Source organism: Mesorhizobium sp. J8 (assembly GCF_016591715.1).
In the GTDB taxonomy this organism is placed as follows: Bacteria; Pseudomonadota; Alphaproteobacteria; order Rhizobiales; family Rhizobiaceae; genus Mesorhizobium.
In genome coordinates this window covers 6,170,944-6,194,263 of the sequence record NZ_AP024109.1, presented here as the reverse complement: position 1 = coordinate 6,194,263, position 23,320 = coordinate 6,170,944, and the positions used below count along the sequence as shown (strand labels likewise).

Sequence of the window (23,320 nt, the reverse complement as noted above, 5' to 3'; positions counted from 1 at the left end):
TCCCTCTCATTGGTCGATTTACGGGAGAGTGGGGCGAAGACATGACCAGTGCAAGGCGACAGCGTGGTTTTTGGCTCGGCGGCCAATAAAAAACGCCCGGTCAAGCCGGGCGTTTCAAACCGCTTAGCGGGCGTTCGATCAGGCGATGGTCTTGCCGAAGGCGACGGCGGTGTCGCCCATGCGGTTCGAGAAGCCCCATTCGTTGTCGTACCACGACAGGACCGAAACGAAGTTGCCGTCCATGACCTTGGTCTGGTCGAGCGCCGCGATCGAGGAATGCGGATCGTGGTTGAAGTCGATCGACACGTTCGGGTGGTGGGTGACCGAAAGGATGCCCTTCAGCTTGCCCTTGGAGGCGGCGATCAAAGCTTCGTTGATCTCCTGCGCGGTGGTCGAGCGCTTGGCGATGAACTTGAAGTCGACGACCGACACGTTCGGGGTCGGCACGCGGATCGAGATGCCGTCGAGCTTGCCCTTGAGGTCGGGCAGCACCAGGCCGATCGCCTTGGCGGCACCCGTCGAGGTCGGAATCTGCGACAGCGCGGCGGCGCGGGCGCGATAGAGATCCTTGTGCATGGTGTCGAGCGTCGGCTGGTCGCCAGTGTAGGAGTGGATCGTCGTCATCATGCCCTTCTCGATGCCGACGGTTTCGTGCAGCACGGCCGCCAGCGGCGCCAGGCAGTTGGTGGTGCAGGACGCGTTCGAGATGACGATGTGGTCCTTGGTCAGCTTATCGTGGTTGATGCCGTAGACGACGGTGAGGTCGGCGCCTTCGGCCGGGGCCGAGACGATGACACGCTTGGCGCCGGCGGTGAGATGCGCGGCGGCCTTGTCGCGGGCGGTGAAGATGCCCGTGCATTCGAGCGCGATGTCAATGCCGAGTTCCTTCCACGGCAACTGGGTCGGATCCTTGATCGCGGTGACCTTGAACTTCTCCTTGCCGACCGAGATCTGGTCGCCATCGACGGTCACCTCATGCGGGAAGCGGCCATGCACGCTGTCGTAGCGCAGGAGATGCGCATTGGTCTCGACCGGGCCGAGGTCGTTGACGGCGACCACCTCGATGTCCTTGCGGCCGGATTCATGGATGGCGCGCAGGATGTTGCGGCCGATGCGGCCAAATCCATTGATGGCAACTCTGACGGTCATTGTTCTCTCCCTTGGGGGCTGGAAAGCGGGTGGTCCACAGCTTCATAGCGGCGGAAGGCGCAAGAATCCAGCCGCAGAACGTCGCATTTAAATCGATTAGGTTGGTCCAGCCCGGCAGAGCCGCCAATCGGGGCACTGCCGGGCCCGGGCCAGTCCTATTTGCCGTGCAGGCGGGCTTCGACCGCCTTGGCCGCGGCCTCGGCAGTGATGCCGAAATGCGGATAGAGCTGCTCGATCGAGCCGGAGGCGCCAAAACCGTGCATGCCGACAAAAATACCGTCGGTACCGATCAGGTGATCCCAGCCCTGGCGGATGCCGGCCTCGATCGCGACCTTCACCTTGGCGTTGCCGATGGTCTTGGCGCGATAGTCTTCGCTCTGCTGGTCGAACAGCTCGAAGCAGGGCACCGATACGACGCGGGTCGGATGGCCGTGCTTTTCCAGGAGGTCGCGCGCGCCGAGCGCGATCTCGACCTCGGAGCCGGTGGCGAAGATCGTCACCACGGCCTCGCCGTTTGCCGCGGCAAGCTCGTAGGCGCCCTGGCTGGAGAGATTCTTCGCCGAATGTTCGGTGCGAACGGTCGGCAGGTTCTGGCGGGTCAGCGCCAGGGTCGAGGGCGTCTTTTCCGATTCCAGCGCGATCTGCCAGCACTCCGCGGTCTCGACCGCGTCGGCCGGACGGAAGACATTGTGGTTCGGGATGGCGCGCAGCGCTGCCAGATGCTCGACCGGCTGGTGGGTCGGGCCGTCCTCGCCGAGGCCGATCGAGTCATGCGTCATGACGAAGATCGAACGGATGCCCATCAGCGAGGCCAGGCGCATCGAGGGGCGGGCATAGTCGGAGAAGCACAGGAAAGTGCCGCCATAGGCGATCAGGCCGCCATGCAGCGTGAGACCGTTGATCGCCGCCGCCATGCCATGCTCGCGGATGCCGTAATGGACATAGCGCTGGCCGTAATCGTCGGGCGTGATGTTCTTGGTCTGGCTGGTCTTGGTGTTGTTGGAGCCCGTCAAGTCGGCCGAGCCGCCGATGGTTTCCGGCACGGCGCCGTTGATGACTTCCAGGGCCATTTCGGAGGATTTGCGGGTCGCGACCTTCGGCTTGTCGGCCGACAGCTTCTTCTTGTAGTCGGCAATGACAGCGTCGAAGTTGGAGGGCAGCTTGCCGGCGATGCGGCGTTCGAACTCGGCCTTTAGCTTCGGCTCGGCCTTGGCAAGCCGGCCTTCCCAATCGGCGCGCGCCTTGGCGCCGTTCTTGCCCACGGCGCGCCAGGCGTCGAGGATGTCGGCGGGGATCTCGAAGGCCGGCGAGTCCCAGTTGAAGAACTTGCGAGCGCCGGCGATTTCCTCGGCGCCCAGCGGCGAGCCATGCGCCTTGTTGGTGCCGGCCTTGGTCGGGGCGCCGAAGCCGATGGTGGTCTTGCAGGCGATCATCGTCGGCTTGTCGGAATGGCGCGCCGCCTCGATGGCGTAGGCGATCGCTTCCGGATCGGTGCCGTCGATGTGGCTGGCGTTCCAACCGCTAGCCTGGAAGCGGGCAACCTGATCGGTGTTGTCGGCCAGCGAGACCGGGCCGTCGATCGAGATGTTGTTGTTGTCCCAGAAGACGATCAGCTTGTTTAGCTTCAGATGCCCGGCCAGCGCGATGGCTTCCTGGGAGACGCCTTCCATCAGGCAGCCGTCGCCGGCCAGCACATAGGTGTAATGGTTGACGAGGTCATTGCCGAAGGCGGCGTTCATGATGCGCTCGCCGAGCGCGAAGCCGACCGAATTGGCAAGGCCCTGGCCGAGCGGACCGGTGGTGGTCTCGATGCCCGCGGCATGGCCGTATTCGGGATGGCCCGCAGTCTTGGAGCCGAGCTGGCGGAAATTCTTGATCTGGTCGATCGTCATGTCCTCATAGCCGGTGAGGTAGAGGAGCGAATAGAGCAGCATCGAGCCGTGGCCGGCCGAGAGGATGAAGCGGTCGCGGTCGGCCCAGTGCGGCGCTTTGGCGTCGAATTTCAGGAAACGGCTGAACAGAACCGTGGCGATGTCGGCGCAGCCCATCGGCAGGCCGGGGTGGCCGGAATTCGCCTTCTCGACGGCGTCCATGGAAAGGAAACGGATCGCGTTGGCCATCCGATCATGTTGTTCACGCGAGGTCATGCTTCCTCCGGAAGTGGGTTGGAGCCTGGGAGAACCCTTGGAAAGGATGCCGCGACACATAGCAGGCACGGCCTTTTAGTCAACAAATCGGGACGGATTTTGCCGGGCTTGTGATGGCATCGAGCGCCTTACATTAGCGATAGCGGGGGACAGTCGCGAGAGCTTTGTTGACGCGCCCTTCACCCGGTGCCTAATCTTTCCGAGGTAACGCGTTCTGAATGCGCGCGATTCGGTGATGGGCAGGGCATAGGACGAAGGCCATGACCGGGGAAACGACCCTTAAGGAAGTCATCGCCAGGCTGGGCAAGGCCATGGAAGGGCTGGAAAACGCCGTGGCGGCGAAGCTCGAGCACGAGCGCGATTATTCGGAAGCCGAGGCCGAGGTGCAGCGCATGAACGCCGACCGTTCACGCCTGGCGCAGGAGCTCGACAATTCCGAGGCGCGCGCCGAGCGCCTGGAAGATGCCAACAAGGAAGTGTCGCGGCGGCTGGTGACCGCCATGGAAACCATCCGCGCGGTTCTGGACAGGTAAGGCAATGGCACAGGTCACGGTTTCCATCGACGGCAAGCAATACCGGATGGCCTGCGACGAGGGCCAGGAAGAGCATCTGATCGACCTTGCAGAGCGCTTCGACCGCTATGTCTCGCATCTGAAGGATTCCTTCGGCGAGATCGGCGACCAGCGGCTCACCGTCATGGCCGGCATCATGGTGATGGACGAGCTCTCAGAGCTCACCAAGCGCGTCAAGGGCATGGAGAGCGAGGTGCTGACCTTGCGCAAGACGCGCGACGAGGCGCTGACCAAGGCCGACAAGAGCGACAGCGTGCTCACGACCGCGCTCGCGGCGCTTGCGCAGCGCATGGAAGATCTCACCGCGACGCTGGCGATAAAGAAGGCTTAAGCCGCGCCATCCGGCCCCAACTCTCGTCGCGGAAATTCCGCCTGCCTTTTCCAGGAAAAGACGAAATTTTTCCGCTCTCCCGATCACGCTTGCAGCCACAAGCCTTTTGAACCGGACCGTGCGGCAGTATACAAGACTGACCCACGCCGATGGGTTGGCCCATGCCGGCGGTATGTCACAAGGGTAGGGAGCACGTCATGAGTCTTCGTATCAACGATGTCGCGCCGGATTTCACGGCCGAGACCACGCAGGGCACCATCAAGTTCCACGACTGGATCGGCGACGGCTGGGCGGTGCTGTTCAGCCATCCGAAGAACTTCACGCCGGTCTGCACCACCGAGCTCGGCACCATGGCAGGGCTGGAAGGCGAGTTCAAAAAGCGCAACGTCAAGATCATCGGCATCTCGGTCGATCCGGTGTCGAGCCACGACAAGTGGCAGGCGGACATCAAGACCGCGACCGGCCATACGGTGAACTATCCGCTGATCGGCGACAAGGATCTCAAGGTCGCCAAGCTCTACGAGATGCTGCCTGCGGGCGCCGGCGAGAGCTCGGAGGGCCGCACGCCGGCCGACAACGCCACCGTGCGTTCGGTCTATGTCATCGGCCCAGACAAGAAGATCAAGCTGGTCCTGACCTATCCGATGACCACGGGCCGCAACTTCGACGAGATCCTGCGCGTCATCGATTCCATCCAGCTGACCGCAAAACACCAAGTGGCGACGCCGGCGAACTGGAAGCAGGGCGACGACGTGATCATCACCGCCGCTGTCTCGAACGAGGACGCGATCAAGCGCTTCGGAGCGTATGAGACGGTGCTGCCTTATCTCAGGAAGACCAAGCAGCCCTCGGCATGATTTTTCCTTCTCCCCGTTCACGGGGAGAAGGTGCCCCGAAGGGCGGATGAGGGGCGGCGCGGCGGTTCGACGCGATAGCGCCGCAAGCCTCATCGGATGGTTCTGAGAGAAAACCTCGCAGCGTCGGCGCTGCCCCTCATTGTCCTGCCGGACATTTCTCCCCGTATAGTGACGGGGAGAAAGGAGCGCGCCACCACTTTCGCCAACAAAAAAGGCGGCGCCGAAGCGCCGCCTCTTTCTTTTCGATATCGGCGTGATCAAGCCGCCGGCTGCGCTTCGATGGTGCGCAGCGCCTGGGTCTGGCGCTTGGCGGCGGCCTTGACCGCGTCCTGTACCTTCTCGAAGGCGCGCACCTCGATCTGGCGCACGCGCTCGCGGCTGATGTCGAACTCGGCCGAGAGTTCCTCCAGCGTCAGCGGCTCTTCGGCGAGGCGACGCGCCTCGAAGATGCGCCGCTCGCGGTCGTTGAGGACCGACAGGGCGCCCGACAGCATGGCGCGCCGGTTTTCCAGCTCGTCCTGTTCGATCAGCATCTCTTCCTGGCTTTCGTGGTCGTCGACCAGCCAGTCCTGCCATTCGCCGGACTCGCCTTCGCTCGCCCGGATCGGGGCGTTGAGCGAAGCGTCGCCCGACAGGCGGCGGTTCATCGACACCACTTCGGCCTCGGAAACGTTGAGGCGGGTGGCGATCTCGGCGATCTGGTCGGGCTTCAAGTCGCCTTCGTCGAGCGCCTGGATCTTGCCCTTCACCTTGCGGAGGTTGAAGAACAGACGCTTCTGGTTGGCGGTGGTGCCCATCTTGACCAGGCTCCACGAGCGCAGGATGTATTCCTGGATCGAGGCCTTGATCCACCACATGGCATAGGTGGCGAGCCGGAAACCACGCTCCGGTTCGAATTTCTTCACGGCCTGCATGAGGCCGACATTGCCTTCCGAGATCACCTCGCCGATCGGCAGGCCGTAGCCGCGATAGCCCATGGCGATCTTGGCGACGAGCCGCAAATGGCTGGTGACGAGCTTGTGGGCAGCCGAAGTGTCCTGATGCTCGGCGTAGCGTTTCGCGAGCATGTACTCTTCCTGCGGCTGAAGCATCGGAAAGCGGCGGATTTCTTCCAGGTAACGGGCGAGACCGCCTTCACCGGAAACGATACTGGGTAATGATTGGGCCATGATAGCGCCCCTCTCTCTTTGGAGTGGATGCCCCCGAAACGTGGCGGGCACTCGTCACGGATGCCAAAGGCTCATCCGCGACAACCTGTGTATATAGGAACAAAACCAGAAAAGACAGGCATTTGTTCAACGCTAAACAGTCTGTCACGCTGAAGTGAACAACGCCAGTCAGGTTTTTTGATGGCTGGTTTGCAGCTTGTTGGTGGCGGGTGGAATCAGAGTCTCCTGAAGTCGCCGACGAGTTCCTCCATGTCTCCAGGCATCGGCGCTTCGAACCTCATCGTTAGATGGGTGGTCGGGTGCCGGAATTCAAGGAGCCAGGCGTGCAGTGCCTGTCGGGGAAAGGCTTTGACCTTGGTTTTCAGGGGTTCGGGCAGCCGGTTGGCCTTGGTGCGGAAGGCCTGGCCGTAGTCCGGGTCGCCGACAACCGGATGGCCGATATGGGCCATGTGGACGCGGATCTGATGGGTGCGGCCGGTTTCGAGCCGGCATTCGACCAGGCTTGCGGTGGCAAAGGCCCGCTGCTCCTCGCCGAAGCGCTCGACGACCGAGAAATGGGTGACGGCATGGCGGGCGTCGTCGCGGCTTTCCGGCACCACCGCGCGGCGCACGCGGTCGGCGGCGCGGCCCAAGGCGGCGTCGATCGTGCCGGTCGGCCGCTGCGGAATGCCCCAAACCAGCGCCAGATAGGCGCGCTCGAGATCGCCGGCGCGGCCATGGTCGGCAAAAGCCTCCGACAGGGCCTTGTGGGCGCGGTCGGTCTTGGCCACGACCATGACGCCGCTGGTTTCCTTGTCCAGCCGATGGACGATGCCCGGCCGTTTGACGCCGCCGATACCGGAGATGCTGTCGCCGCAATGGTGGATCAGCGCGTTGACCAGCGTGCCGGTCCAGTTGCCGGCGCCAGGATGGACGACCAGCCCCGCCGGCTTGTTGATGACGATCAGCTCGTCATCCTCGTAGAGGATGTCGAGGGGGATGTCCTCACCCTGCGGCGCGGCCGGCTCGGGCGCGGGCACCAGGATTTCGATCCGATCGCCGGCCGTCAGCTTGCGCTTGGCTTCCAGCACCGCCTTGCCGGCGATGGAGACCGCGCCCTGTTTGATCAGCGCCTGCACGCGGCTGCGCGACAGCTCCGGCCCGAGCCGGGCGGCGAGCCACTGGTCGAGGCGCTGGCCGGCGGCGTCCGCACCGGCTCCAAGCACGACGGCTTCGCCGGAATCCTCGTCCGCCGATTCGTCCTCTATCAATATCGGGGCCTCTTCGTTATGAGCGCTCATCGAAACCCGTTGCGGATTGTTTAGCCATGGCCCGGCCGATCGCCGAAGAAGATGAGGAAAAGCCGCTCGACCCAGCGGCCGAGAACGTGCGCCGCAAGCTCGTCCGCTTCATGATCGTCAATCTCGGCCTTCTGTTCCTCGCCCTTATGGTGGTGATCGGGGCGCTTGTCTACAAAGCCCGCAACGCGCCGGTGGCTGGACCGGCGCCCGCCGGCGATATCCCGGCTCCGGCCGGCGCGCCGCCGTCGGGCGACATCGTGCTTCCCGTCGGTGCCAAGGTGATCAGCCAGTCGCTCTCCGGCAACCGCCTGTCTATCGACGCCGAGCTTGCCGACGGCAGCCGGTCGATCTTTGTCTACGACATCGCCGAGCGCCGCATCATCGGCCAGTTCGCGATTCGCAGCAAATGAGCGGTTTTGCCGAACGCCGCAGCGTCGCGACCGTGGCGCTTGTCGTCGCCAATTACGACGAGGCGATTTCCTGGTATGTCGAGCGGCTCGGCTTCGTGCTCATCGAGGATCTCGACCTCGGCGGCGGCAAGCGCTGGGTAACCGTCGCGCCGGCGAACGGCCAAGGCGCACGGCTGCTCCTGGCGGAAGCTTCCGGCGAAGAGCAGGCAAGCCGCATCGGCAACCAGACGGGCGGCCGGGTGTTCCTGTTCCTAGAGACCGACGATTTTTCCCGCGACCATCAGGCGATGCTCGGCAGGGGCGTCGAATTCCGCGAGGCGCCGCGCCACGAGGCCTATGGCACGGTGGCGGTCTTTTCCGATCTCTACGGCAATCTCTGGGACCTGATCGAGCCAAAACGGCAAGGCTGACACGGCCGTTTCGTAAAGTGCTTCGGGCGCCAGAACCCCAGTTGCTTTTTCCCCGCCGCCAGCCTATGTAGCCGGTTCTTGAGCGCGCCCATCGTCTAGCGGTCAGGACACCGCCCTCTCACGGCGGGAACAGGGGTTCGATTCCCCTTGGGCGTACCAAGACATCGAACAAACCAGATTTTTACCGGCTACAGCTGCCGACGCCGTATCGTTTCGGCGAGTTCGGCAAAGGCATCCACGACACCCTCGCCGCTCTTGGCGCTCACGAACTTGACGCTCGAGCGCGGCAACTGGCCGACCTCTTCGGCGCTGCCGGGGGCCTCGGCGAGATCGATCTTGTTCACGAGCGCCCGGTATGGCCTGCCCGGGAATCGCGTCTCGAAGCTGCGGACCAGCTCGACCATGCGGGTCACCGTTTGCGGGCGCGTCACGTCCGAGACGATGATCGCGGCCGACGCGCCGGTCACATAAACGGTGTCGAAAATACGCGCGCCGAAATCGCCGTCGGTGTCCCACAGAACGAGCCGCGCCGCCTCGCCCCCGCGAAGCGGATCGGCCGGAACATCGTAGCTCAGCACCTCGACGCCGAGCGTGGATTTGTATTCGCCGTCGAAACGATCATGCACGAGGCGGTACATGATCGAGGTCTTGCCCACACCCATGTCACCCAGCAGCATGACCTTCGCGCTGAACATCACTGAAGGCGCTCGGCTTGAAAGACGTTTTCGAAGGTGACACGCCGGTTTCCTTCACTCCGTACGTCCGAAATCGGCATCGACGACGAGCGTGAAACCGCGAACAATCGCGACGGCTCGATTCCGAGCGAAACCAATTTGTGTACCACCTGGTCGGCCCTCTTGCGGGCAACCACGCGATTGATCGTTTCCGTCCCGGTGTCGTCCGCGTGGCCGACAATCCGGATTCTCAGGTCGTTGCCGGCAAGAAGCCCGGCCAGAACGCGGATTTGTTGCTCGGCCTGCTTGTCGTCGGCGAATGCGTCGGCCGTGCCAAAGAAGATCGCGGTCGAAGCCATGAAGCGATCGAGCCGCTCGGCGGGGCCGTCGGCTATCGACCGCAGCGCCTCGTATTGCTGGTTCCTGACTTTTGCTTCCTCGGCCATCGCCGCGTGTATCTCGTCGATACCCGCCCGCAGTCCGGCAAGGGATTGCAGCTCCTCCTGGCTCGGCCCGCGCGTCTGATCGATACGGGCCTGCAGGCCCGCGAGAGACAGCTGCTGGCCGGCGAGCGCTTCGCCGGTTTCGCCGGCGGACTTGCGCAAGCCGGCAAGGGATTGTTGCAGCTCGGCGATCGCCCGGCGGTTTTCGTCGATACCCGCCTGGAGACCGGTCACCGACTGCCGCAGGGCGTCGATATCGGCACGCAGCGCCGCCGACTGTTCCATGCCCGGCACGACGCCGATTCGGCCGACCACCCGATAGGGCGCGGCGGCCTTGGCCAGGGCGTCGATCAGCGGAGCCGTCTGCACCTCGCTTGGCTCTATGCCGGAGACCGAGACGCTGCGATCGCGATGGTCAAAGTCCAGCCGCAGCGGGAAGTTTTCCAACAGCGGCTCCCTGCCGACCAGTTCATGGAGTGCGGCGTTCGTACGTCGCTCCAACATCGTGCGGGTCAAATAGACGCCGGCCAGCCATGCCAGCCCGGCGGCGACGAGAGCCGCGAGCACGAACAGGGCGACCTTTCCGCCCCGACGCGGTTTGGCCTCGGCGGCGGGATCGGCTTCGATGGAGGAGGCCAGCGACGCCAGCGTGGCGGCGTCGCAGTCCGAGCCGCCGTCCATGCTCTCGATCGTGTCGAAGAAAAGCGAATTGATCCTGGCGCCGTCGACCGGACGGAGGGGGCCGATGCATTCCGCCGCCAGAATGAACCGGGGCGAAGCGCGAAGCACGATCTCGCGTCCGCCGAAATCGAGCTGCTGCAGATTGCCTTCGCCGGCCAGGGCCTGGACGGAAAACTCCAGGATCGCCGCCACCATCGCGCTCAGCAGGTCGGCCCGCTCGTCGGAGGTCTCGTCGCGCTTCCAGTCCGCGACGAGGCGTCCGTTGCCGCGCTCGATCATCAGCAGCCGGTTGACGCGCGGCGGGCTGGCGTTCGCCAGAACGAACTCGCTGATCGGACGGCCCGTCGCCAGCGACTTGATGCGCCCGATCCACAGCTCCGTCGATGTCAGCGCGTTGAGGCGCTGCTCCAGCCGCGCGACGAGTTCCTTGAAGGCGTTCGCCACGGCCGCGCTGACCAGCCGGCCGGTGATCGGGTAGAGGGCGTCGACCATGAGGTCGCGCGAGTTCCTGATCTCGCTACGGATCGCGGAGACCACCGACGGCGCGATGACATTGGCCAGCTCGCGCGGCCGAACGACTTCGGCGCGTTCCAGCGCGGCGACGAGGATGTCGGCTGTCGCCATTTCCAGTCGGTCGGGGCTGCCGATATATTGCTGAAGCAGAGCGACGTCCGCTCCCAGGGCCTCGAGACGCGCCGCCTCCGTTTGAAAGAGCAGTTTTCTAAGCTGCTCGATCTCACGATTCTGGCCGGCGGCGGACGTCATGCTACTTTCCCGCGCGGCCGGACCCTAGCCCGCTGATGGTTGCTCCAAGGTCCGAAATCGCGGCGCCGATGTCCCGTTGCGAGGCGAGCCGCTTCTGCTCGGTCTCCCGCTCGAGCTCCAGGACGTGGGCCTGCAGGGCCGCCAGCTCCTTCGCAAAGTCCGCCTGGAGCTGCTTGATGCTGGCCTGCATCTCCTCGCGCAGATCGGCCAGATTGCTTTCGAGCGATCGCTGCGCGCCTCCGAACAGGAGATTGCGAACCTGATCGATCGTGGCCTCGGCATGGATCGTGGCTTCCGATCCATTGGCGGAGGCAGCTCTGTCCGCGGCTTTTGCGGCTTGCTCGGCGGCTTTCATTTTCTTTCCTCGATTCTCGCGCTCACTGACTGTGACGACCGTTATATCAAATCCTAATTCGTATGACAGGCAACCGACTTATTGCCGTCGTGGGCTTTCGAACGTCTGGCGTGGCATTTACGCAGCCCTGTCCATCGTCACCTACCGCAATGACGAGGCTCACGCCAGTCGTCCTTCGAACTGGGTCGGATCGAGCTTACCCGTCCCTTACCGGAAACGAGCGCGCCAGGAACGGTGCCTGGTGTAAGTGCGATCAGCCTGCCGCCGAATGTGACTTTCGTCATCTTCGGTCCTGACCTTCGTCAAGTGTCGCAATCCCGCGAAACGGCATACATCACGCCGAACGCTGCGCGACGGCGGATGTGATTTTTCGACGGGAGGTTCCCAGATGGGATTTTTGGACAGTCTGCAAAGCGCATTGCAGGGCGGGCAGCAGGGCGGAGGCTCAAACCTCCTGGCCGATGCGCTGACCAGCGTCGGCGGTTACCAGGGCGTGCTTGCCATGCTGCAGAAGTCAGGTCTCGGCGACCGCGTCGAATCATGGCTGAGCACCAACGCCGCAAATCTTCCGATCGCGCCCGACGAGATCCAGGCGGCGCTTGGCGACCAACGCCTGCAGCAACTGGCCAGCCAGTTCGGGATTCCTCTGGACCAGGTGGCCGGCGTCCTGGCTGAGCATCTGCCCGCCGCCGTCGACAAGGCTAGCCCCGACGGCGTGCTTGCGACGCGCAACAGCTGACACCTACGGGCAGCAAGACAATCCGGACATGGCTTTGCGGCAACCAGGCCGCGCGGCTCGACGGCAACATCGCTGTCCGGCCGGAAAACGAGGGCAAGCGTGTGAGCAAGCAAGACGAACTGATCAGCAAATATGCGGCGGACCTGAGGGTCAAGTGCGGCCTTACGGCGGACATGGATCTCCTGACGAAAGTGACGAAGGGCTGCGGCCCGGCGATCTACGACAAGGATGCATCCACCGTCTCGGCCTCGGACAAGGAGGAACTGGAACGGGTCAAGAAGAATTTCCTCGTCAAAAGACTGGGGCTGGCCGACGATGTCGGCCTGGATGCGGGGCTAGCCAGGGTTATCGACCAGTACGGCCGGACCAACCGCAACAAACATCGCGCGGTCTTCTACTATCTGCTCGTCAAGCATTTCAGGCGCGAGAGCGTCTTCGCCTGACGGCGCAAATGGCAAATGGGGCAGAGCAATCCCGGGAAAACTGTGTTCGGTTTCCGTCCGGAATTGCGTCAAATCAAGGAGATAGGGCGGTTCGCCGTTTTTCGTGAAACGGTGAGCCGCCCTAAGAGGAGATGGGGATGCTGAAAGAATTCCAGGAATTCATTTCCAAAGGCAATGTGATGGACTTGGCCGTCGGCGTCATCATCGGCGCGGCCTTCTCCAAGATCGTCGATTCGCTCGTCAACGACATCATCATGCCGATCGTCGGCGCGATCTTCGGTGGGCTGGACTTCAACAATTACTTCTTCGGACTGTCCTCGAACGTCCATTCGGCCACGCTGGCCGAGGCCAAGAAAGAAGGCGCCGTCTTCGCCTACGGCTCCTTCATCACCGTGGTGCTGAATTTCCTGATCCTGGCCTTCATCATCTTCCTGATGGTCAAGGCGGTGAACAATCTGCGCAAGCGGCTGGAACGCGAGAAGCCGGCGCCCGCCGCCGCGCCGCCGCCGGCCGATGTGCAGCTTTTGACCGAAATCCGCGACCTGCTCGCCAAGAAATAACGGGATCGTTCGATGCGGTCGGGCCTTGGCCCGGCCGCCTCGGATTCTGCAACGTCTATCCTCGTTTTTTCGGTCCGCAAGCCTTCGCGGCCGACCAGCGGAAATCCTCCGGCACAGCATTTCTGCCTTCAACGGGGTCACCCACGTGACCATCGGCAAGGCCTCGAACAATGAAGATCGTTGCGGATTGTTCACGAGGCTCGAGGAGACCATGCGGACCGTCAAGGCCCAACTGGCCGAAATGGGCGCCATGCAACTCCACGCGCCCCTGTCCCTGCTTGCGCCGGAGCTGTCGATCGGTAGCGCCGAAATGATTCTGACCATACTGGCGCTTCGCGAAAGACGTAGCCGCCAAGCACTACTGTGAGGCGTCGACGCGGCCTCCCTCGACCTGCCGACAAGAGCAGGAACTCAGGCAACAAGACTGCCCGTGGCTCCCCCACCTCCGAAACCCCGGAGCCGCGGGTCTTTTTGCAGGTTCGATTGACTGGCAGGCCCCGTGCTGGAGAAAAACTCGAGGTCACGGCGCATCGAACGGCGTTCAACTTATCGTTTTTATGGCCAGCTCGGTCCTGTTCTTGGCCCCGCACTTCTCCAGGATCGTGCTGACGTAATTCTTGATCGTGCCCTCGGCCAGATGCAGTTGCGCGCCGATCTCGCCATTGCTCTTGCCTTCGATGACCAGTTTCAGGATCTCGTTCTCGCGCGCGGTCAGATCGCTGCGGACCGACGCGCTCGCCGGAGCGTGCCGCGGACGCAACCGCTTGAATTCTTCCAAAATTTTCGTGGCGACACCGGGTGAAAGCGCGGATTGGCCGTTCGCCACCGTTCGGATCGTCGCCGCGATCTCGTCGATCCTGGAGTCCTTCAACAGATAGGCCTTGGCACCCGCGCTCACAGCCTCGAAAATCAGCTCGTTGGTCTCGAAAGTGGTCAGGACCACTATGCCGGTGCCCGGAAATTCGCGCAGGATGCGCTGGGTCGCCGTGACGCCGTCGGCGCGCGGCATCTGCAGATCCATCAGGACGACGTCCGGACGGTAGCGGCGCGCGAACTCGATCGCCTGCTCGCCATTGGCGGCAGCGCCGACAATCTCGAAATCGTCATTTTGCTGGGAAAGGAGCGTGGCGAGGCCTTCCCGGATCAATGTCTGATCCTCGGCGATCAACACGCGTATCCTTTCGGGCCTCGACTGCGGATCGGTCATCGTTCTACACCCCCACAGCGCCGGACCGGTCGTTCGTCGCCGGCACGGTCAGGGGAAGGGAGGTCCGGACCAGCGTTCCCGCGCCCGGCGCGCTTTCCACAGCGCAGCGTCCCCCTGCGAGCTCGGCGAATTCGGCCATTCCAATCAGCCCGAAATGCCCTTGCTTGGGGATGGTCCGGTCAAAGCCGCGCCCGTCGTCGCGGATATCGACAACAAGGCTTCGGCCAGCTTCGGTCTTCTCCACGACCGCGTCGAACCGGACGTGTCGCGCTTTCGCGTGCGCCTCGACGTTGCGCAACGCCTCGCCGACAATGCGCCGGATCGTCGTCGCGTGATCCTGCAAACCGGCGCGGGCTCCGTCGTCGATCCGCGTTGAGACCTCGATGCCGGTCTGCTGGGCGAACTCAGACAGCATCTCCTCGACGTCCGAACCCGGTTCGAGGTCGTCAGGCATCCTGAGCCGGGCGATGGCGTCGCGCGCCCGCGCCAAGCCGTTTATCGCGGCTTCCTCGGCAGTCGCCAGCCCGTCCGAGACGCGAGCCGGATCGGTCGCCAGAAAATGCCGCGTCAGCCGGATTTGCGTCAGCAATGCGATGATCGAATGCACGAGCGTGTCGTGGAGATCGCGCGCCAGGCGCAGCCGTGTGCGGGCGAGCGAGGCGAAGCGCACCTCGGAGCTGGCAGCTTCGAGCTGCTGCTCCATCAGGCGTCGGGCGCGCCGCTCGCTTTCGAACATGATCTCGGCCTGGCGCGCCGTGAAATCAGGCATCGCGATCACGACATAGTGCGATCGATCGCCGTTCCACAGGATGACCGCGGTGACGGGGCGGTCCAGTCCCGGCAATTCGGCCCGCACGCCGGACAAGGCGATCAGATCGCGGCGCCCTTCGGACAAGGCCGCCATCTCGGCCTCCATCCCGACCAGCAGCGTGCACAGGCAGCAGTCGGCTCCAAGGGCCGGCAGCCACTCGACCAGGCGCCCCACCTTTTGCTGAACAGTCCTGTCGGCCTGCAAAACAGCAAGTCCGATGACTTCCGCTTGCGCGGCCGGCAGTAATTCTGTGCCGATATCGATCATTCGTTCTCACAAAAACAGCCGCAGGCGCGCGGCGGCCCCACTTTGACGTAAGCCTGAACCGGCCGCAAACGAATATGACTATCGTCATATCGTCCCTGACTTTCGGCAGATGTCACTCCCAGGCTGAAGGCGCTAGATCGCAGTTCGTCGATATCGGCAACCTGTCGGCGTGGTCGATCGCTGCCCGGTTCGCCGAGGCGACGGGGCTCGGACCAAGGGAACAGTGGTTGCCGCGATTTCAGCACTGGGAAAAGGAACCGTGGACGTGGAAACGGTTTCGGCAGTTGCCGATCAGCTTTCAGATATTGGCGGTTCTGTCCGCAGCCGCGGTCCTGTCGATCTCATCCCTGATCGCCATGCTCCTTATGTTCCGGTGATTCAGGCGACGCCTCGAACCGTGCCGCAAGCCAAACTAAAGGCCGGCTGACATGAAGCTAAATGTCCAGTTTATCAAGCATCCTGGCGCCAAGGAGCGCATGGTCGTGCTGCCGGAATCCCAGTTCCGCTTGCTCAAGCGGACTGCCATGGCCGGTGTGGCCGACCTTGACGAACCTGCCCCCAACAGTCCCTTGCCCAAGCGCATCCTCGACAAGATTGCCGCCGGCGAAAACCCGGTCCGCGCCGTCAGGATCCTGCGTGGCCTGAGCGGAAGGCAGCTTGCCGCCCAGGCCGGGATAACCCCGAGCATGCTGTCGCAGATAGAGCGCTCCGGAAAGACTGCCTCCACCAGAACCCTGAAGGCGATCGCGCATATTCTGGATGTGCCCCTTGGGGCCATTTCGCCTCATCTGTCCGCCGGAATCGGTGGTGTCCCGGCCGATGCCGGCAGGACCGTGGCCTGGATCCTGACCTGAGGGATCGGGACGCCTGCCACGGCCCTGACTTCGGTCACCGTCGATCGTGACCTTCGTCGGATAGCCCCGCCTTCGAGAGCAAGGGTAGGTGATCCGGGCCGATCGTCGACCGCGCGTGTAACAGGCCTTCGCGCTTCGACACAGGCAAGTAAAGCGTGGACGAGTAAGATGGATGCAACGGACAGCCGCGTCTCGCGGCCGCTGGCAGGGTTCTCAGGGTGGATGGCCATGCATCCGGTGGCGACCGCCGCCCTGATCGCATCCGGCTGCTGCCTGGTCCTCATTGTCGTCGGCTCGGCATCAGGCCTCCCTTCAACCGTGCATGATCCGGGTCCTCTCGTCGTGAACACCACCGAGAAAGGCCCGCGCATCGCACCCGGACCGGGGATCGACTCCGCCTGCAAGGGGCAGAACTGGGGCCATGAATCGAGGGAATGCCTGACCGCGATCCTCAGCCGGTCACAAAGCGGGCGGCAGCGATCGATCCGCATCATTGCCGACGGCGGCGACGCCTCGCAAACACAGTGAGCGCCCGGCGCTTCTGGCGCAACGCCCCCGATTGAATTAGCATCACCTTATCAACGCTTCGACCGCGATCCAACAGGATGCGGCATGCGGAGCGACGAGAATCGAGCGGCGGTCGCCCAGGGCCGATGCAAGCACGGCCGGGCACCTGGGAACCAGCCAGCCGGCAGGCGGGAGGAGCCAATGCGGAAGCTGCAGTCGCAAGGCGTTCATCACATCACGCTGGTCGGCGCCGGGCGCCAGACCTCGATCGACTTCTGGGAGGGCGTGCTCGGCATGCCTTTCATCTTCGAGCAGCCCAATCTCGACAAGGCGAGCGAAAGCCATCTCTATTTCGATCCGGGCGACGGGCGTCTGATCACCGTCTTCACCGACGAGAGCCGCACCCCGGTCAAGCGGCGGACGCCGACCGATATCGGCTGCGTCCACCACATCGCGTTCTCGGTGTCGCGGGTCACCTTCCTGCAGGCGGTCGCGCGGCTCGACGAGCGCGGCATCAAGCACAGCGGCGTCAAGGACCGCGGCTTCATGGACTCGATCTATTTCGAGGACCCGCTGGGGCTGTTGATCGAACTTGCTTCCTACCGCTTCGAACCGCCGGCCGGCTTCACCCATGCCGACGTGCTGATGGAAGCGCACAAGATCCGCGTGGCCCGCGGCGACTACAACATCGCCGAAGTCCATCTCGCGGACGCCATCCAGGCGCTGATCGAGCGGTCGCGTGAAACATTGTCCGAGGGCAGGACGCCGAAGAATCCTTATTAACCAGGTCAGAGGGAGGACCGATATGGCAAAGGCTGCAACCAAGAGCGCGAAGAAACCCGCGGCCGAGGCCGCGGCAAGAACGGCCGCAAAGGTGAATACGAAAGCCGCGTCCAAGCCGACGGCAAAAGCCGCGCCCAAGGCCAATGCGAAGCCGGCCAAGAAGCCCGGCATAAAACTCAGCATGCTGAGGCCAAGCGTCAACAACATGACCGTGCGGGTTTTCGCGCGCGCGGCCGGGCTCGATCCGGCGGAGACCGATGCCTGGGGTCATACGCGTTCGCCCGAGTTCCTGGCGCGCAATCCTGCGCATCTGACGCCGATGATCGAGGACAAAGGCCTGCCGCGCGGCGTGCTGTGGGAAAGCTGCGCCATCATGCAATATCTCGCCAACAAGCACGGGCTGGATAAGTTCTATCCGAAGGCGCCGGCAAAGCGGGCCATGATCGACAGCGCCATGTTCTACCTGGTCGGCACGCTTTATCCCTATGTCGCGCGCGCGACCTATCCGGCGCTTGGCTTTCCGCAATATGCCGGCGAGGTCGGCCACAGCGACGCCCACCCGGACAAGAAATCGGAAGCGCAGAAGGCCGCGATGGCCGCAATCGCCGAGCCGCTCGAGGTGTTCCACTCCTTCTTCCGCGACGGCAAACCGTTCATCGGCGGCAACAACCCGTCGATCGCCGACATAAGGCTGGCGGCAACGCTCGAATTCCTGGCGGTCATCGATTACGCGCTGCCCGGCTGGGCGAAGGAATACATGGCGGCGCTGGAGAAGAAGCTAGGCAAGGCCTATTCGGAGCCGGCAGGCGACGTGCGCGGCTACATCGCGCATGTGAAATCGCAGGCCAGGGCATAGCCGGCCCTCGCGTTAAGGTTTCGTTTACCCAAGACCTGTCTACTGGGTCCAGTCCTCGCCGCGACCACGGATGTACTGGCGCAATGACGAGGCAAGGGAAAGGTCGGCTCGTGCCGGCCTTTTGCTTTCATGGCCATCGCGCGGAAATCACGACAGTATGATCGCACCGCCGGCGGGCGGACCGAAAGCCTATTGTCATCCTCGTCATGGATCGTACGATGCCGTTCAGGGGCAGAGCAACGTCGACGAGGACCTGCGATGAACGCGGCAAGATTTCTGATGATGGCGGGCGCGCTGTCGGTTGTGTCCTTTCCGTCGGCCGCCGCACCGCTCAACGGTATGAACGAGGTCGGCGCCGCCCTGCTTGCCTGCTGGACGCCGCCGGCCAATTCGGACAATTCCTCAGTCACGCTCAGCTTCAGCTTCAAACGCGACGGCACGCTGATCGGGCCGCCGAAAACAACCGCCATCCATGTCAGCGGCGACGACAAGGCGCGTAAAGCGTATGTCGACGCTGCGACCAAGGCCCTGAACGATTGTCTGCCGCTCAGCCTGTCGCCCTCGCTGGCGCAAGGCATTGCCGGAAACGTCTTCACGCTGCAATTCAATTCGCCGAAGAAGTAAGCGGCAGGCCTGACTGCTTTTCCGATGCAATTCCGGATAGAAGGCCACGGCAAAGCCGCCGAGCCTAACCGCTCTCCTGGAATTGCCTTCAGGTCGACCCGCGTGTGCGCCTGAGCTCGGCGTGCTTTTGCAGTTCGGGCATCTCGAAGACATAGTCGCTCCAGGCGGAGTCCGGAATCTGCCCGGCCAGATAACAATCCAGCAGAAGGCTTTGTTCGGGGGTAAGGGGTCTCGGCGCCTGCTCATGATCCAGCCCAAGCGAATGGATCAGATTCCTGGTCAAGCCAGAGACGGTGAAGTGAACGGACATCTTCGGTTTCCTCTGCACCGCGCGGTCATACCAACGCCAACAACGTCCATCGCCGGTCAAAGGTTTCATCGGCGATCCGTGATCGCGCGGCGGATTCCACCGCCAGCCGGGTTGTCTTTCTCCGTCCGAGCAGTGGACCAAGCCGGCATCGGCTGGCGCATTGAGGCAGGCTATTCGCAGACGACGCGATAGCGCTTGCCGCTTTCGCCGACATTCCTGCAGGTGAGGGGGTTCTGCCCGTCGGAAGGCTGATCGGGCAGATCCTGATTATGGGAGGGCCTCGCCTGGGCGGGCCTGGAATGGCGCCGCACGGCGGGGCTCTGCGGCGGGGTCGGCGGTAGAGGAAACACGTCCGACGCGACCTGCCGCGACGCGGTCGTTCCCGGCGGCGCCTCGTCCCAGACACGCCTGACGTCCATCCGGCTCGGAACGATCACCGTGCCGTCGTCGCTGCGCGCGCAGCCACCCGCCGCAAGCAGCGCCGGGCACAGGATGAAAGCCGCGATTCGATCAAACATTAGCAACACCTCAGACACCTTATGATGCGTCGTTGCCTCGATCGTCAACGGGCGGATTACCGCAGCCGGTGCCATGATCGCAATCCGCCTCAACGGCACCAGGCGGCAGGCGGTTGCATCATTATGGTTAGCGGATCGTTAATGCTTATCGGGCACATTCCGCAACGAACCTGCACGGTTCGGCCTTGGGGGTAGGAATGGCGGATACGGACGGAACTGTCGGGACGGACAGCGCGCGGAATTTCGACAAGACGGATATGCGCGGCAACGGGGCCCTTCCCGTTGACATGGCCGGGACGTCGCAGGCGCTTGCCAATCTGAGCCTGATGGTCGATTCGATGCCAATCGGCGTCGTCGTCCTCGATGCCGACTTGCGGGCCGAGGTGGTCAACCGGGCATTCTACGACTTCTGGAAGGTCGATCCGCTGCGTGCACCGGCCGGCAGTCGATTTCGCGACCTCATGGAAGCCAGCCGCGACGCCGATCCGTTCGGCGGCGAGGAACAGGCCTGGCAAAACCATGTTGCCCAACGGGAGGCCGAGATCCGGGCCGGTGCCGCTGGATCCAGGCAATTGCCGCGCAAGGACGGCCGCACGCTGATCGCCTCGCTGGCGCCTCTTCCCGGCGGCAAGCGGCTGATCTCCTATGTCGACATCACCGACATGAAACAGCGCGAGACCGAGGCCGAGGAGGCGCGCAGGAACCTCGCCATCGTGCTGGAATCACTGCCGGCGGGCGTCATCATCTACGATCGCGACGACCGCTTCGTCTTCGCCAACCGCAAGCTGCAGGACACGTTGCCGGCGCTGAAGCCGGCCTGGCAGCCGGGCCGCACATTCCGCGAGGCATTGGCGCTTGGCCATTCGGTCGGCTATTTCCGCTCGAGCGGCGACACCGAGATCGACGATCTGTATGGCGTCGACACCGAGCGCTGGCTCGACGCCATGCTAAAGCGGTACCGCTTGCCCAACTCTTCCTACGAGCGCGTCAATCCGGATGGGCGTTGGTACCAGGTCTATGACATGCGCACCGACGACGGCACGTTCATCGGCGTGCGTGTCGATATCACCGACATCAAGGTCCGCGAGAAGGCGCTGCGCGATTCCATGCGCCAGATCGACCTCTACCGGCATGTCATGGACGAGCTGCCCGTGGCCGCCTTCATCAAGGCCGACGATCTCAGCATCGAATTCGTCAACAAGGCCTGGTGCGCGCTGACCGGCCTCGCCAAGGACGAGGTGTTCGGCAAGACGGACCGCGAGCTTTTCGCGACGGCAGAGGCGGACGGCTTCAGCAATGACGACACCGAAGTCGTGACGACCGGTCTGGGGCGCGAGGTCGAGGAAGCCGTCACCCATCGCGACGGCACGGTGCGGCAATTGATGACGCGCAAGAGCCGGCTGGTGGCGACCGACGGGTCGGTGCATCTGGTCGGTTCCAGCACCGACATCACCGACGTGAAAGCGCGCGAACAGGCGCTGAAGCAAAGCATGAGCGAGAACGAGGTGTTCCGCAGCCTCATCGACAATGTGCCGGTGTCGATCTACGCCAAGCGCTCGGACCTTAGGCAATTCTATGTCAACAAGGGCTGGTGCGATCTCACCGGCTTCAGCCGGGAAGAAGCGATCGGCAAGACCGACGTCGAGATCTTCGGCGCGGACGGCGAAGCTTTCGTCGCCGGCGACCTTGCCGTGCTGCGCACCGGGGAGACGCAGGAGATCGAGGAGACGGTGACGCTACCGGACGGCAGCGTCAGGCACCAGTTCGCGCGCAAGGGCGCGATGATCGCCTCGGACGGGTCGCTCTATCTCATCGGCTCGACCACCGACATCACGGAGCTCAAGCGACGTGAGGCCGAGCTCAGCGAAGCGCAGCGGCGCGCCGTGCTCGCCGACCGGGCCAAGTCGGAATTCCTCGCCAATATGAGCCACGAGATCCGCACGCCGATGAACGGAGTCCTTGGAATGGCAGAGCTTTTGGCAAAGTCGGACCTCGATCCGAAGCAGAAGACGTTCACCGACATCATCGTCAAATCCGGCAACGCGCTGCTCACCATCATCAACGACATCCTCGACTTCTCCAAGATCGACGCCGGCCAGCTGGTGCTCGACCCGGCGCCCTTCAATCTCGCCGAGGCGATCGAGGATGTGGCGACGCTGGTATCGACGCGCGCCAAGGAGAAGGACCTCGAGCTCATCGTCCGCATCCAGCCCGGACTCGACGGTCAGTTCGTCGGCGATGTCGGCCGCGTCAGGCAGATCGTCACCAACCTGCTCGGCAACGCCGTGAAATTCACCGACGAAGGCCATGTCCTGGTCGACGTCACGGGCGAGCGGGTTCCGGCGGGAACAAGGCTCACCATATCGGTTACCGATACCGGCATCGGCATTCCGGAAGAGAAGCTGAAGCTGGTGTTCGAAAAATTCAGCCAGGTCGATACGTCCTCGACCCGGCGGCACGAAGGCACCGGACTTGGCCTTGCCATCACCTCGCGGCTGGTCGAGATGATGGGCGGCGAGATCGGCGTCGACAGCGCCGAGGGCAAGGGCTCGACCTTCTGGTTCACGGTCACGCTGCCCCGGGCAGAGCAGGGCGGCCAGCGCATCATGCCGGTCGACGTCACCGGCGCGCGCGTGCTCATCGTCGACGACAATGCCGTCAACCGCTCGATCCTGAGCGAGCAGATGGCGTCGTGGACGTTCGATTCCTGCGCGGCCGAAAGCGGCGCCGAGGGGTTGAAGGTGCTGATTGCCGCCGCTGCCTATGGCGTGCCGGTCGACTGTGTGGTGCTCGATTACCAGATGCCCGGCATGACCGGCGCCGAGATGGCGCGCATCGTGCGCAACACGGCGGGCTTGGCGCATACGCCCATCATCATGCTGACCTCCGTCGACCAGTCGCTTGCCAACACGACCTATCGCGACCTCGGCATCGATGCGCAGCTTATCAAGCCGGCGCGCTCCTCCATCCTCCTAGAGACGCTGGTTGCGACCATCCAGCGTCATCGCCACAGCGGTGCCGCGGCGCAACCGACCGACTCCGGCACGCCGCGAGCCGCGCCGGCGGCGGCATCGGAGCGCGCCATGCTGCAGCCGCCGCCGGCGCGGGCGCGTCCACGCCCAACCGACGCGGAGCGCGGGCTCGACGTCCTCATCGCCGAGGACAACGAAGTGAACCAGCTGGTGTTCACCCAGATCCTGGGCGAGACCGGTTACCGCTTCGAGATCGTCAGCAACGGCCGCAAGGCGCTCGACGCCTTCGGCAGGCTCAATCCGCGTATGATCCTGATGGATGTGTCCATGCCGGAAATGAACGGTCTGGAGGCTACGGGCGCCATCCGCCGGATCGAGGAGGATATGGGCACGCATGTGCCGATCGTGGGCGTCACCGCGCATGCGCTGAAAGGCGACCGCGAACGCTGCCTGGAAGCCGGGATGGACGATTACCTGCCGAAGCCGATCAGTCCGCGGGCGCTGCTCGAAAAGCTCGAGCGCTGGCTGGGGTCGGACGTCGAGACCCGGCGCAACGCTGGCTAGAGAATTTAGCGGCAGGCGAGATCAAGGCGTTGACGCACGCGTATGGTGCGATCGCGCCATAC

27 protein-coding genes and 1 tRNA gene are annotated in these 23,320 nt (G+C 63.7%); 17 read left to right on the top strand and 11 right to left on the bottom strand.

Features of this window, described 5'->3' with window-relative positions:
• Positions 1-138: 138 nt before the first annotated feature.
• Complete coding sequence (gene gap, locus MJ8_RS29625; RefSeq protein ID WP_201412104.1) at positions 139-1,149, bottom strand: type I glyceraldehyde-3-phosphate dehydrogenase; 1,011 nt, start codon at positions 1,147-1,149, stop codon at positions 139-141.
• 155 nt (positions 1,150-1,304) lie between these two features.
• Positions 1,305-3,296: a transketolase gene (gene tkt / locus MJ8_RS29620; RefSeq protein ID WP_201412103.1), complete on the bottom strand. Its 1,992-nt coding sequence runs from the start codon at positions 3,294-3,296 to the stop codon at positions 1,305-1,307.
• Between the two features lie 260 nt (positions 3,297-3,556).
• Between tkt and MJ8_RS29615 the strand changes: the two genes are divergently transcribed.
• The 3 genes from MJ8_RS29615 to MJ8_RS29605 all read left to right on the top strand — a co-directional run bounded on the left by MJ8_RS29615 (position 3,557) and on the right by MJ8_RS29605 (position 5,056).
• Complete coding sequence (locus MJ8_RS29615; protein ID WP_023763725.1) at positions 3,557-3,829, top strand: DUF4164 domain-containing protein; 273 nt, start codon at positions 3,557-3,559, stop codon at positions 3,827-3,829.
• A gap of 4 nt (positions 3,830-3,833) precedes the next feature.
• Positions 3,834-4,199 (top strand): cell division protein ZapA, encoded by a 366-nt coding sequence (locus tag MJ8_RS29610; RefSeq protein WP_140755654.1) that lies wholly within the window; start codon positions 3,834-3,836, stop codon positions 4,197-4,199.
• A gap of 197 nt (positions 4,200-4,396) precedes the next feature.
• Positions 4,397-5,056 carry a peroxiredoxin gene (locus MJ8_RS29605; protein WP_201412102.1) on the top strand — a complete coding sequence of 220 codons (660 nt, stop codon included), beginning with the start codon at positions 4,397-4,399 and terminating at the stop codon, positions 5,054-5,056.
• A 257-nt stretch (positions 5,057-5,313) separates the two neighbouring features.
• Here the strand turns inward: MJ8_RS29605 and rpoH are convergent, their stop codons facing one another.
• On the bottom strand, positions 5,314-6,225 hold the full coding sequence (gene rpoH / locus MJ8_RS29600) for an RNA polymerase sigma factor RpoH (protein ID WP_201412101.1): 912 nt from the start codon (positions 6,223-6,225) through the stop codon (positions 5,314-5,316).
• A gap of 215 nt (positions 6,226-6,440) precedes the next feature.
• Entirely contained in the window at positions 6,441-7,505 is a 1,065-nt protein-coding gene (locus MJ8_RS29595) for an RluA family pseudouridine synthase (RefSeq protein WP_201412100.1), read from the bottom strand.
• A gap of 26 nt (positions 7,506-7,531) precedes the next feature.
• Between MJ8_RS29595 and MJ8_RS29590 the strand changes: the two genes are divergently transcribed.
• The 3 genes from MJ8_RS29590 to MJ8_RS29580 all read left to right on the top strand — a co-directional run bounded on the left by MJ8_RS29590 (position 7,532) and on the right by MJ8_RS29580 (position 8,484).
• Positions 7,532-7,915 carry a fimbrial protein gene (locus MJ8_RS29590; RefSeq protein ID WP_201412099.1) on the top strand — a complete coding sequence of 128 codons (384 nt, stop codon included), beginning with the start codon at positions 7,532-7,534 and terminating at the stop codon, positions 7,913-7,915.
• The gene (locus MJ8_RS29585; protein ID WP_201412098.1) at positions 7,912-8,325 is read left to right on the top strand and encodes a VOC family protein; all 414 of its coding nucleotides are present in this window, start codon (positions 7,912-7,914) and stop codon (positions 8,323-8,325) included. Before MJ8_RS29590 ends, MJ8_RS29585 begins: the two co-directional genes overlap by 4 nt.
• A gap of 84 nt (positions 8,326-8,409) precedes the next feature.
• Positions 8,410-8,484, top strand: a tRNA-Glu gene (locus tag MJ8_RS29580).
• 29 nt (positions 8,485-8,513) lie between these two features.
• On the opposite strand, the gene MJ8_RS29575 is transcribed toward MJ8_RS29580, so the two are convergent.
• The 3 genes from MJ8_RS29575 to MJ8_RS29565 are packed head-to-tail and all read right to left on the bottom strand — an operon-like array spanning position 8,514 to position 11,243.
• Complete coding sequence (locus MJ8_RS29575; protein ID WP_201412097.1) at positions 8,514-9,020, bottom strand: ADP-ribosylation factor-like protein; 507 nt, start codon at positions 9,018-9,020, stop codon at positions 8,514-8,516.
• Positions 9,020-10,888 carry an OmpA family protein gene (locus MJ8_RS29570; RefSeq protein WP_201412096.1) on the bottom strand — a complete coding sequence of 623 codons (1,869 nt, stop codon included), beginning with the start codon at positions 10,886-10,888 and terminating at the stop codon, positions 9,020-9,022. Before MJ8_RS29570 ends, MJ8_RS29575 begins: the two co-directional genes overlap by 1 nt.
• A 1-nt stretch (position 10,889) precedes the next feature.
• On the bottom strand, positions 10,890-11,243 hold the full coding sequence (locus MJ8_RS29565) for a hypothetical protein (RefSeq protein WP_201412095.1): 354 nt from the start codon (positions 11,241-11,243) through the stop codon (positions 10,890-10,892).
• A gap of 388 nt (positions 11,244-11,631) precedes the next feature.
• Here MJ8_RS29565 and MJ8_RS29560 point away from each other — a divergent pair, with 388 nt between their 5' ends.
• The 4 genes from MJ8_RS29560 (at position 11,632) to MJ8_RS29545 (ending at position 13,352) form a co-directional block, all read left to right on the top strand.
• On the top strand, positions 11,632-11,982 hold the full coding sequence (locus MJ8_RS29560) for a YidB family protein (RefSeq protein WP_201412094.1): 351 nt from the start codon (positions 11,632-11,634) through the stop codon (positions 11,980-11,982).
• A 101-nt stretch (positions 11,983-12,083) separates the two neighbouring features.
• Complete coding sequence (locus MJ8_RS29555) at positions 12,084-12,425, top strand: DUF2853 family protein (RefSeq protein ID WP_201412093.1); 342 nt, start codon at positions 12,084-12,086, stop codon at positions 12,423-12,425.
• A gap of 137 nt (positions 12,426-12,562) precedes the next feature.
• Positions 12,563-12,985, top strand: coding sequence for a large conductance mechanosensitive channel protein MscL (mscL, locus tag MJ8_RS29550; protein ID WP_201412092.1), 423 nt, complete (start codon positions 12,563-12,565; stop codon positions 12,983-12,985).
• 145 nt (positions 12,986-13,130) lie between these two features.
• Complete coding sequence (locus MJ8_RS29545) at positions 13,131-13,352, top strand: hypothetical protein (protein ID WP_201412091.1); 222 nt, start codon at positions 13,131-13,133, stop codon at positions 13,350-13,352.
• A gap of 174 nt (positions 13,353-13,526) precedes the next feature.
• Here the strand turns inward: MJ8_RS29545 and MJ8_RS29540 are convergent, their stop codons facing one another.
• Both MJ8_RS29540 and MJ8_RS29535 read right to left on the bottom strand, forming a co-directional pair.
• Positions 13,527-14,192 carry a response regulator transcription factor gene (locus MJ8_RS29540; protein ID WP_201412090.1) on the bottom strand — a complete coding sequence of 222 codons (666 nt, stop codon included), beginning with the start codon at positions 14,190-14,192 and terminating at the stop codon, positions 13,527-13,529.
• Between the two features lie 4 nt (positions 14,193-14,196).
• The gene (locus MJ8_RS29535) at positions 14,197-15,270 is read right to left on the bottom strand and encodes a sensor histidine kinase (protein WP_201412089.1); all 1,074 of its coding nucleotides are present in this window, start codon (positions 15,268-15,270) and stop codon (positions 14,197-14,199) included.
• 74 nt (positions 15,271-15,344) lie between these two features.
• On the opposite strand from MJ8_RS29535, the gene MJ8_RS29530 reads away from it, so the two are divergent.
• From MJ8_RS29530 to MJ8_RS29505, 6 genes are all read left to right on the top strand, one after another.
• Positions 15,345-15,647, top strand: coding sequence for a hypothetical protein (locus MJ8_RS29530; protein WP_201412088.1), 303 nt, complete (start codon positions 15,345-15,347; stop codon positions 15,645-15,647).
• A gap of 51 nt (positions 15,648-15,698) precedes the next feature.
• Positions 15,699-16,124, top strand: a complete 426-nt coding sequence (locus MJ8_RS29525) for a helix-turn-helix domain-containing protein (protein ID WP_201412087.1) — start codon at positions 15,699-15,701, stop codon at positions 16,122-16,124.
• Between the two features lie 168 nt (positions 16,125-16,292).
• A complete protein-coding gene (locus MJ8_RS29520) occupies positions 16,293-16,652 on the top strand; it encodes a hypothetical protein (protein ID WP_201412086.1) in 360 nt (119 codons plus the stop codon).
• A 180-nt stretch (positions 16,653-16,832) separates the two neighbouring features.
• Positions 16,833-17,414, top strand: a complete 582-nt coding sequence (locus MJ8_RS29515; RefSeq protein WP_201412085.1) for a VOC family protein — start codon at positions 16,833-16,835, stop codon at positions 17,412-17,414.
• A 22-nt stretch (positions 17,415-17,436) separates the two neighbouring features.
• Positions 17,437-18,270, top strand: a complete 834-nt coding sequence (locus tag MJ8_RS29510; RefSeq protein ID WP_201412084.1) for a glutathione S-transferase family protein — start codon at positions 17,437-17,439, stop codon at positions 18,268-18,270.
• 258 nt (positions 18,271-18,528) lie between these two features.
• Positions 18,529-18,894: a hypothetical protein gene (locus MJ8_RS29505; protein WP_201412083.1), complete on the top strand. Its 366-nt coding sequence runs from the start codon at positions 18,529-18,531 to the stop codon at positions 18,892-18,894.
• Positions 18,895-18,982: 88 nt separating this feature from the next.
• Here MJ8_RS29505 and MJ8_RS29500 read toward each other — a convergent pair whose 3' ends face one another.
• Positions 18,983-19,204 carry a hypothetical protein gene (locus MJ8_RS29500; RefSeq protein WP_201412082.1) on the bottom strand — a complete coding sequence of 74 codons (222 nt, stop codon included), beginning with the start codon at positions 19,202-19,204 and terminating at the stop codon, positions 18,983-18,985.
• 170 nt (positions 19,205-19,374) lie between these two features.
• Positions 19,375-19,722, bottom strand: coding sequence for a hypothetical protein (locus MJ8_RS29495; RefSeq protein ID WP_201412081.1), 348 nt, complete (start codon positions 19,720-19,722; stop codon positions 19,375-19,377).
• Between the two features lie 197 nt (positions 19,723-19,919).
• On the opposite strand from MJ8_RS29495, the gene MJ8_RS29490 reads away from it, so the two are divergent.
• Complete coding sequence (locus MJ8_RS29490; RefSeq protein ID WP_225248072.1) at positions 19,920-23,258, top strand: response regulator; 3,339 nt, start codon at positions 19,920-19,922, stop codon at positions 23,256-23,258.
• The last annotated feature ends 62 nt before the right edge of the window (positions 23,259-23,320 follow it).

Coding starts and splice junctions, on each gene's coding strand:
- gap (WP_201412104.1), bottom strand. CDS start 1,149: ATGACCGTCAGAGTTGCCATCAATGGATTTGGCCGCATCGGCCGCAAC.
- tkt (WP_201412103.1), bottom strand. CDS start 3,296: ATGACCTCGCGTGAACAACATGATCGGATGGCCAACGCGATCCGTTTC.
- MJ8_RS29615 (WP_023763725.1), top strand. CDS start 3,557: ATGACCGGGGAAACGACCCTTAAGGAAGTCATCGCCAGGCTGGGCAAG.
- MJ8_RS29610 (WP_140755654.1), top strand. CDS start 3,834: ATGGCACAGGTCACGGTTTCCATCGACGGCAAGCAATACCGGATGGCC.
- MJ8_RS29605 (WP_201412102.1), top strand. CDS start 4,397: ATGAGTCTTCGTATCAACGATGTCGCGCCGGATTTCACGGCCGAGACC.
- rpoH (WP_201412101.1), bottom strand. CDS start 6,225: ATGGCCCAATCATTACCCAGTATCGTTTCCGGTGAAGGCGGTCTCGCC.
- MJ8_RS29595 (WP_201412100.1), bottom strand. CDS start 7,505: ATGAGCGCTCATAACGAAGAGGCCCCGATATTGATAGAGGACGAATCG.
- MJ8_RS29590 (WP_201412099.1), top strand. CDS start 7,532: ATGGCCCGGCCGATCGCCGAAGAAGATGAGGAAAAGCCGCTCGACCCA.
- MJ8_RS29585 (WP_201412098.1), top strand. CDS start 7,912: ATGAGCGGTTTTGCCGAACGCCGCAGCGTCGCGACCGTGGCGCTTGTC.
- MJ8_RS29575 (WP_201412097.1), bottom strand. CDS start 9,020: ATGTTCAGCGCGAAGGTCATGCTGCTGGGTGACATGGGTGTGGGCAAG.
- MJ8_RS29570 (WP_201412096.1), bottom strand. CDS start 10,888: ATGACGTCCGCCGCCGGCCAGAATCGTGAGATCGAGCAGCTTAGAAAA.
- MJ8_RS29565 (WP_201412095.1), bottom strand. CDS start 11,243: ATGAAAGCCGCCGAGCAAGCCGCAAAAGCCGCGGACAGAGCTGCCTCC.
- MJ8_RS29560 (WP_201412094.1), top strand. CDS start 11,632: ATGGGATTTTTGGACAGTCTGCAAAGCGCATTGCAGGGCGGGCAGCAG.
- mscL (WP_201412092.1), top strand. CDS start 12,563: ATGCTGAAAGAATTCCAGGAATTCATTTCCAAAGGCAATGTGATGGAC.
- MJ8_RS29540 (WP_201412090.1), bottom strand. CDS start 14,192: ATGACCGATCCGCAGTCGAGGCCCGAAAGGATACGCGTGTTGATCGCC.
- MJ8_RS29535 (WP_201412089.1), bottom strand. CDS start 15,270: ATGATCGATATCGGCACAGAATTACTGCCGGCCGCGCAAGCGGAAGTC.
- MJ8_RS29530 (WP_201412088.1), top strand. CDS start 15,345: ATGACTATCGTCATATCGTCCCTGACTTTCGGCAGATGTCACTCCCAG.
- MJ8_RS29525 (WP_201412087.1), top strand. CDS start 15,699: ATGAAGCTAAATGTCCAGTTTATCAAGCATCCTGGCGCCAAGGAGCGC.
- MJ8_RS29520 (WP_201412086.1), top strand. CDS start 16,293: ATGGATGCAACGGACAGCCGCGTCTCGCGGCCGCTGGCAGGGTTCTCA.
- MJ8_RS29515 (WP_201412085.1), top strand. CDS start 16,833: ATGCGGAAGCTGCAGTCGCAAGGCGTTCATCACATCACGCTGGTCGGC.
- MJ8_RS29510 (WP_201412084.1), top strand. CDS start 17,437: ATGGCAAAGGCTGCAACCAAGAGCGCGAAGAAACCCGCGGCCGAGGCC.
- MJ8_RS29505 (WP_201412083.1), top strand. CDS start 18,529: ATGAACGCGGCAAGATTTCTGATGATGGCGGGCGCGCTGTCGGTTGTG.
- MJ8_RS29500 (WP_201412082.1), bottom strand. CDS start 19,204: ATGTCCGTTCACTTCACCGTCTCTGGCTTGACCAGGAATCTGATCCAT.
- MJ8_RS29495 (WP_201412081.1), bottom strand. CDS start 19,722: ATGTTTGATCGAATCGCGGCTTTCATCCTGTGCCCGGCGCTGCTTGCG.
- MJ8_RS29490 (WP_225248072.1), top strand. CDS start 19,920: ATGGCGGATACGGACGGAACTGTCGGGACGGACAGCGCGCGGAATTTC.